Here is a 6,485-nt window from a genome sequence, read left to right as displayed (position 1 = left end):
TCTAACAAATATTCGCTCATCCCACCCACATTAGGGTCAATAGCCATATTGTTATCATTCAAAATCACCAATATATCAGCATTATTTGTTGCGGCATTGTTTAAACCTTCAAAGGCTAGGCCTGCAGTCATAGATCCATCTCCAATGACAGCAACTGTCTTTCTATCTGTTTCACCACTTAATTGTGCTGAAACTGCCATTCCTAATGCCGCAGAAATAGAAGTTGATGAGTGTCCCACAGTAAATGAATCATATTCACTTTCTCCACGATTGGGAAATCCACTTATTCCTTTATATTTTCTGTTTGTGTGAAAACGATCTTTTCTACCTGTTAAAATCTTATGTCCGTATGCCTGATGGCCAACATCCCAAATCAGATTATCGTAAGGCGTATTTAAAACGTAGTGTAATGCAACAGTAAGTTCTACCACTCCAAGACTGGCTCCAAAATGACCTGGATTGCAGGAGACTTGTTCGATAATCTCCTGACGCAGTTCTGTACAAACTTGAATTAGATCATCTTCCGAAACCTTTTTCAGGTCGGATGGGAAGTTGATTTGATCCAATAATGGTTTTTCAGACTTTGTCATTTGTTAATCAGTTTATGGTATATTGCTGTACGGATTTTGTCCGATTTTTAAAAATGGTCTAGGGGACGAAGATAGGAAAAATTGAGCAATCCCAAAGCACAGCTGTTTCTGAATAGGTTATAAATAGTCAAGTTTTTGCTTGATATACGAGTGATGTATCTGACATAAGATACTTAAGCGAAAAGTAGATTTGTATTGTGCGCTAAACTTAGACTCTTTATATTTGTTTTGAAATTTATTTAAGTAGTAATTTGAAAAAACTGATTAGGTAATTAATTGATAATTAAGATATGAAAAGTATTAAAACGTTTTTATTTGTTCTTGTAACAGGATGTATCCTTTTCTCCTGTGTACCAGCTCGTCAATATCAGAATTTAGAATCCAGAGCTAATGAAAACCAAAAGAAATACGAAGAGCTAAAGGATGCTAATCGTTTATTGACTGAAAGTAATGCCGAATTGGAGGGGCAACTTGAAGTTTTAGAAGATAAATACAAACGAGCTGATGAAGAATATAAAGAAAGTTCAGAACGTCTGTTTAAGAGTAAAGAACAATTAAAACGTTGTGAAGAAAATCAAGAAGATTTGCTTGCACAGTTGGCTAAACAACAAAAAGGTAGTGCAAAGGAATCGAAGGCTCTATTAGATCTAATTCATAAAACTCAGGATAATTTGAATTTACGTGAAGATGAGGTAATGGGTTTAGAACAGGATTTGAAATATAGAATAAAAAAGTTAGATGATTTACAGACTGAAATCAATCGTCGTGATAAGCGTCTATTGGAATTAGAAAGAGCTTTGGCAAAGAAAGATGAAGCTGTAATTGCCTTGAAAAATAAGGTGATGAATGCTTTAACGGGTTTCGATAATAAGGGACTGAGTATCTCTAATCGAAATGGAAAGGTTTATGTGTCTATGGATGAAAAGTTACTTTTCAAATCGGGTAGTTATACGGTAGATGTTAGAGGAGCGCAAGCCCTGAAACAATTGGCTCAAGTATTGTCTACAAATAAAGATATTAATATAGTGATTGAGGGACATACCGACAATGTACCTTATAAAGGGAGTGGTGATTTGAAGGATAATTGGGATTTGAGTGTGAAACGAGCGACCTCAATTGTAAGAATCTTGAGCTTGGATAAAGGAATTGATCCACAACGAATGACTGTAGCAGGTAGAAGTAAATACTTGCCAATTGGAACCAACGCAAGTGCTGAAGGCAGGAGTAAAAATAGACGTACAGAAATTATTTTGACACCAAAGCTTGACGAACTCTTCCAAATTTTGGGTCGATAATGATAAAAGAAAAAAAGATGAAATTTTCAGATAAGAAATCAATTATAGGAATGATTCATGTTCAGGCATTGCCAGGTACACCGAATCATAAAATGAGTTTGGAAGAGATTGCTGATTTAGCAGTAATGGAAGCTAAGCAGTACGAAACAGCTCAAGTCGATGCCATCATTATAGAGAATATGCATGATGTGCCTTATATGAAAGGGCAGGTTGGTCCTGAGATTACAGCAGGGATGACTGTTGTGGCAAAGGCTGTTCGCGAGGCGGTGTGTTTGCCTTTAGGTATTCAAATCCTTGCTGGAGCAAATAAGGAAGCCTTAGCTGTTGCTAAAGCGGCTAATCTGGATTTCATTCGTGCAGAAGGGTTTGTTTTTGGACATGTAGCCGATGAGGGGTATATTGATTCATGTGCAGGTGAATTGATGAGATATCGTAAGATGATTGGTGCTGATAAGGTGAAAGTCTTTACCGATATTAAAAAGAAACACAGTTCGCATGCCATAACATCTGATGTGGATATTGTTGAGACTGCACATGCTGCAGAGTTTTTCTTGAGTGATGGAATTATTGTTACTGGTTCATCTACAGGAAAGGCTGTAGATATTCGAGAACTCGATGCCTTAAAAGATACGGTTCGTAAACCCATATTAATAGGTTCAGGTATTACGGTAGATAATATTTCGGAGTACTGGGATTATGCAAATGCCTTTATTGTGGGCTCTCATTTTAAAAAATCAGGTTATTGGATGAATCCTATTTCAAATGAGCGATTATTCGTTTTTATGAATCAAGTTGACCTATTGAGATCCAGATAATAGATTCTACATATTAATAATGCAAAAAAAAGCTGCTCAAATTGAGCAGCTTTTATATTTTGAAATTAGTGAATGTTTACTTCACAAATTTGTTTACAAAGTGGTAGTGAGAACCGAATCTTTCGAAAGCAGCTCTATCTAGTTCTTCTCTGAAATCAGGATGAGCTACAGAGATAATTGCTCTTGCTCTTTGCTGAAGTGTTTTACCAAATAAGTTTACACAACCGTGTTCAGTTGCAAACCAACGCATGTTGTTACGAGTTGTTACAACACCTGATCCCTGTAAAAGAGTTGGTGTAATTTTAGAAACACCTCTGCCAGTTACTGAAGGCATAGCGATAATTGGTACCCCACCTTCTGAAGCAGCAGCTCCACGAGTAAAGTCAATTTGTCCACCTACACCAGAGTAGTGAGTTGTTCCGATTGAGTCAGCACAAACCTGACCAGTTAGGTCGATAGAAAGAGCCGAGTTTATTGCACAAACCTTAGGGTTTTGTTTGATAATGTGAACGCCATTCGTATAAGCTACATCCATCATCAATACGCCTGGGTTATCATCAACGAAGTTGTAAAGTTCTTTTGTTCCCATAAGGAAACCAGCAACGATTTTACCTTTATCAAGCTTCTTGTTCATACCGTTCACTACGCCGCTTTCAACTAAAGGAAGAAGTCCGTCAGCAAACATCTCAGTGTGAACACCAAGATTTTTGTGGTTACCAAGCTGAGCTAATACAGCGTTAGGAATACCACCAATACCCATTTGAAGACAAGCTCCATCAGGAATAAGGTTAGCTACATTTTTACCAATCTGAATATCTATCTCAGTTAATGGTGCATTGTGATGTTCAATAAGTGGAGAGTCATCTTCACAGAAAACATCGAAAGTGCTTAATGGCATCATTGCGTCACCAAAAGCACGAGGTACATTTGGATTGATAATAGCCACAACTGTATCAGCCATCTCAACAGCTGCACGAGAGCAATCTACTGAAGTACCTAAAGACACATAACCATGTTTGTCAGGAGTACTTACCTGTACAACAGTTACATTTACTTTTAGATAGCCTTCACGAATTAATTGCTGAGTTTCGCTAAGGAAAACAGGAATGTAATCAGCATACCCAGCCTGAGTTTGTTTACGAACGTTAGATCCAACAAACAAAGATTCGAGATTGAAAATACCTTCGAACTCTGTTGCTGCATATGGAGCTGGTCCTTCAGTATGAATGTGTTGAATGGTTACATCGTAAATTTCACCATTACGACCTCGGTCACACATTTCTTTAATGAACTTGTGTGGCGCTAGAGCAACGGAGTGTAGATGTACTCTGTCACCTGATTTAATCACCTTTGCAGCTTCTTCGAATGATACTGTTTTAATACCGTGTTGCATTGTTATTCAGTTTATATTGAGCTTATAAATTTCAAATTCGCTCGCTAAAGTAGTCTATTTTTTATGCCTTAAAACTGCTCTTTAGCATTATTGCTAAACAACATGTTGAAAGAATGTGTTTTAATTTTTTGAAATAAAAAAAAACAGTCAGAAGACCCAACTTCTGACTGTTTTAACCCAAACATCTAATAAAACTTAAATAACAAAAACTATTAAACTATCATTTTGTTTTAATTGTTGTAATAGTATAGCAGCTATCACATCTAACTCTATCTCTACTTTGATCTTGAAAAAATAAACTAATTAAAGTTATATAATTCTCGACAGAAATAGAATGTGTTATATATTAAGCTTAATAATCACACTGTTGTATATATTGATTAAGCTTGAAACAATAGTTTACTACAAATATAGATTAATTCTAAACATCAATCAAATCAATATTGTATATAAAGCAATAGATATTGTTTATATTTGTGAGTCAAAATCAATAAATAATAAAATTAACTGATATGGTTACATTAACTCAACTAGAATATGTTGTTGCTGTAGATACGCATCGTCACTTTGCATCTGCAGCAGATAGCTGTTTTATTACGCAGCCCACATTAAGCATGCAAATCAAAAAACTTGAAGAATTTTTAGATGTTACCATATTTGATAGAAGTAAGCAGCCTATTATTCCAACTGATGTAGGTATTCCGATTATTGAGCAAGCTCGAATTATATTAGGAGAGTCAAAAAAAATTGATGAGATCGTCAAGAATCATAGAAATACAGTTGAGGGTAGTTTAAAGATTGGCATCATCCCAACCTTGGCTCCATTTTTACTCCCTATGTTTATTGGTGATTATATTAGAAATTATCCAGATGTAAAGGTTGAAGTTGAAGAGATGGTATCGGATGATATTGTAAAAGCTTTGAAAAAAGACCTTTTGGATGTTGGTATTTTTGTGACGCCATTAAGAGATGATAAGATAAAAGAACAGCCTCTGTTTTTTGAAGAGATGATGATATATGCTCATAAGGATCATGATATATTAAAAAAAGAGATTGTTGAAGTGAAGGATATAGCGACATCTGAAATTTGGATGTTGGGTGATGGACACTGTTTCCGTAATCAAGTGATCAACCTTTGTGAGATGCATAGTCTCCAACATCAGGAGTTGCCTTTCGAATTTGAGAGTAATTCATTGGAAACGCTGATGAAAATTATCGATCGTGAAGGTGGTTTTACACTAATTCCAGAGTTGGCAACCCAGTACATGTCGGCAGAAAAATTGAAACAAGTGAAGTCATTTACAAATTTGCATCCTCTTAGAGAGGTGAGTTTGGTTTATTCTCGACATTATTCAAAGAATAAATTGTTGAATTTATTGGGTCAACACATACGTGAAACAATGCCAGTAGCCTATCTTAACAAGGAAAGAGGAACAATTGTTGAGTGGAATTGAAAAAAAATGTTCCTCAGGAATAGAGGGTTAGCTTTTTTGTTGCAGAAAACTTGATTTATTTGCATTTCTCTCTTGTGTGATTGAAGAATTATAATTTACTTTGCATCGCAAAAGAGAGAAAAAAGAGACTTGTTTTCTACTTCTTTTTCTAGCAAAAAAAAACTGCAAAGTGTTTGTGTTATTCAAAACTTCAATTATCTTTGCAGCTCCAAATTTGATGGTCCGTTCGTCTAGGGGTTAGGACGCTAGATTTTCATTCTAGTAACACGGGTTCGATTCCCGTACGGACTACACAGTTTTGCAATTCTTTAATTGCTTTTTGGAGATTTTTTTTGGTCCGTTCGTCTAGGGGTTAGGACGCTAGATTTTCATTCTAGTAACACGGGTTCGATTCCCGTACGGACTACAGTTTTAAATAATTTGATACAATAAAGAGATGGCAAATCATCAATCCGCAATTAAAAGAATTCGTCAGTCTGAAGTTAAAAGAGTACACAACAAGTACTATGCTAAGACTGCCAGAAATGCCGTAAGAAATTTACGTGCGATAACTGATAAGGAAGCTGCTTCTGAGTTGCTACCTAAAGTTACAGCTATGTTAGATAAGTTGGCTAAGATCAACGTTATTCATAATAACAAAGCTGCTAATTTGAAATCGAAATTAGCATTACACGTTAACGCGTTGTAAGACTCAATAAACTCTTATATGAAAGCCCACTAATTTATTAGTGGGCTTTTGTGCGTACCCCTATTTTTGCTAAGAGGATAGTTAGAGATCAAGGATCACCGGCAAAACCTGGATCACCGGCAAAACCTGGGTCTAACAAAATAATCATTCTAATTAGGCGAATATTTTCGTTAAACGAAATAAGAAGAAGTCAATATCCACAACGCCTCTTAAAGATCTCCTGAAGTCTTTAATTTTTGCATTAAAAGAT

Annotated in this window: 6 protein-coding genes and 2 tRNA genes; 6 read left to right on the top strand and 2 right to left on the bottom strand. The window is 35.8% G+C overall.

What is annotated here, in order from left to right:
* The coding region (locus tag ABY905_RS12550) for a 1-deoxy-D-xylulose-5-phosphate synthase N-terminal domain-containing protein (protein WP_372644402.1) at window positions 1–590 on the bottom strand (590 nt) is incomplete at its 3' end.
* A 290-nt stretch (window positions 591–880) separates the two neighbouring features.
* On the opposite strand from ABY905_RS12550, the gene ABY905_RS12545 reads away from it, so the two are divergent.
* Window positions 881–1,885, top strand: coding sequence for an OmpA family protein (locus ABY905_RS12545; RefSeq protein ID WP_372644400.1), 1,005 nt, complete (start codon window positions 881–883; stop codon window positions 1,883–1,885).
* A 17-nt stretch (window positions 1,886–1,902) separates the two neighbouring features.
* The gene (locus ABY905_RS12540; protein WP_372644398.1) at window positions 1,903–2,700 is read left to right on the top strand and encodes a BtpA/SgcQ family protein; all 798 of its coding nucleotides are present in this window, start codon (window positions 1,903–1,905) and stop codon (window positions 2,698–2,700) included.
* A gap of 76 nt (window positions 2,701–2,776) precedes the next feature.
* On the opposite strand, the gene ABY905_RS12535 is transcribed toward ABY905_RS12540, so the two are convergent.
* A complete protein-coding gene (locus ABY905_RS12535; protein WP_372644396.1) occupies window positions 2,777–4,093 on the bottom strand; it encodes an acetyl-CoA hydrolase/transferase family protein in 1,317 nt (438 codons plus the stop codon).
* A gap of 512 nt (window positions 4,094–4,605) precedes the next feature.
* Here ABY905_RS12535 and ABY905_RS12530 point away from each other — a divergent pair.
* The 4 genes from ABY905_RS12530 to rpsT all read left to right on the top strand — a co-directional run bounded on the left by ABY905_RS12530 (window position 4,606) and on the right by rpsT (window position 6,235).
* Window positions 4,606–5,547, top strand: coding sequence for a hydrogen peroxide-inducible genes activator (locus tag ABY905_RS12530; protein WP_372644394.1), 942 nt, complete (start codon window positions 4,606–4,608; stop codon window positions 5,545–5,547).
* A gap of 219 nt (window positions 5,548–5,766) precedes the next feature.
* Window positions 5,767–5,838: transfer RNA gene (locus ABY905_RS12525), tRNA-Glu, on the top strand.
* Between the two features lie 43 nt (window positions 5,839–5,881).
* Window positions 5,882–5,953 (top strand) — tRNA-Glu (locus ABY905_RS12520).
* Between the two features lie 30 nt (window positions 5,954–5,983).
* Window positions 5,984–6,235 (top strand): 30S ribosomal protein S20, encoded by a 252-nt coding sequence (rpsT, locus tag ABY905_RS12515; protein WP_372644392.1) that lies wholly within the window; start codon window positions 5,984–5,986, stop codon window positions 6,233–6,235.
* Window positions 6,236–6,485: the final 250 nt, after the last annotated feature.

Source organism: Ancylomarina sp., assembly GCF_041555295.1.
Lineage (GTDB): Bacteria > Bacteroidota > Bacteroidia > Bacteroidales > Marinifilaceae > Ancylomarina.
The sequence above is the reverse complement of the archived record's forward strand: the minus strand, read 5'-3'. Positions and strand labels throughout refer to the sequence as shown.

Bases quoted from the DNA above. Each gene is read 5' to 3' on its own strand.
- ABY905_RS12545 (WP_372644400.1), top strand. From the start codon at position 881: ATGAAAAGTATTAAAACGTTTTTATTTGTTCTTGTAACAGGATGTATC.
- ABY905_RS12540 (WP_372644398.1), top strand. From the start codon at position 1,903: ATGAAATTTTCAGATAAGAAATCAATTATAGGAATGATTCATGTTCAG.
- ABY905_RS12535 (WP_372644396.1), bottom strand. From the start codon at position 4,093: ATGCAACACGGTATTAAAACAGTATCATTCGAAGAAGCTGCAAAGGTG.
- ABY905_RS12530 (WP_372644394.1), top strand. From the start codon at position 4,606: ATGGTTACATTAACTCAACTAGAATATGTTGTTGCTGTAGATACGCAT.
- rpsT (WP_372644392.1), top strand. From the start codon at position 5,984: ATGGCAAATCATCAATCCGCAATTAAAAGAATTCGTCAGTCTGAAGTT.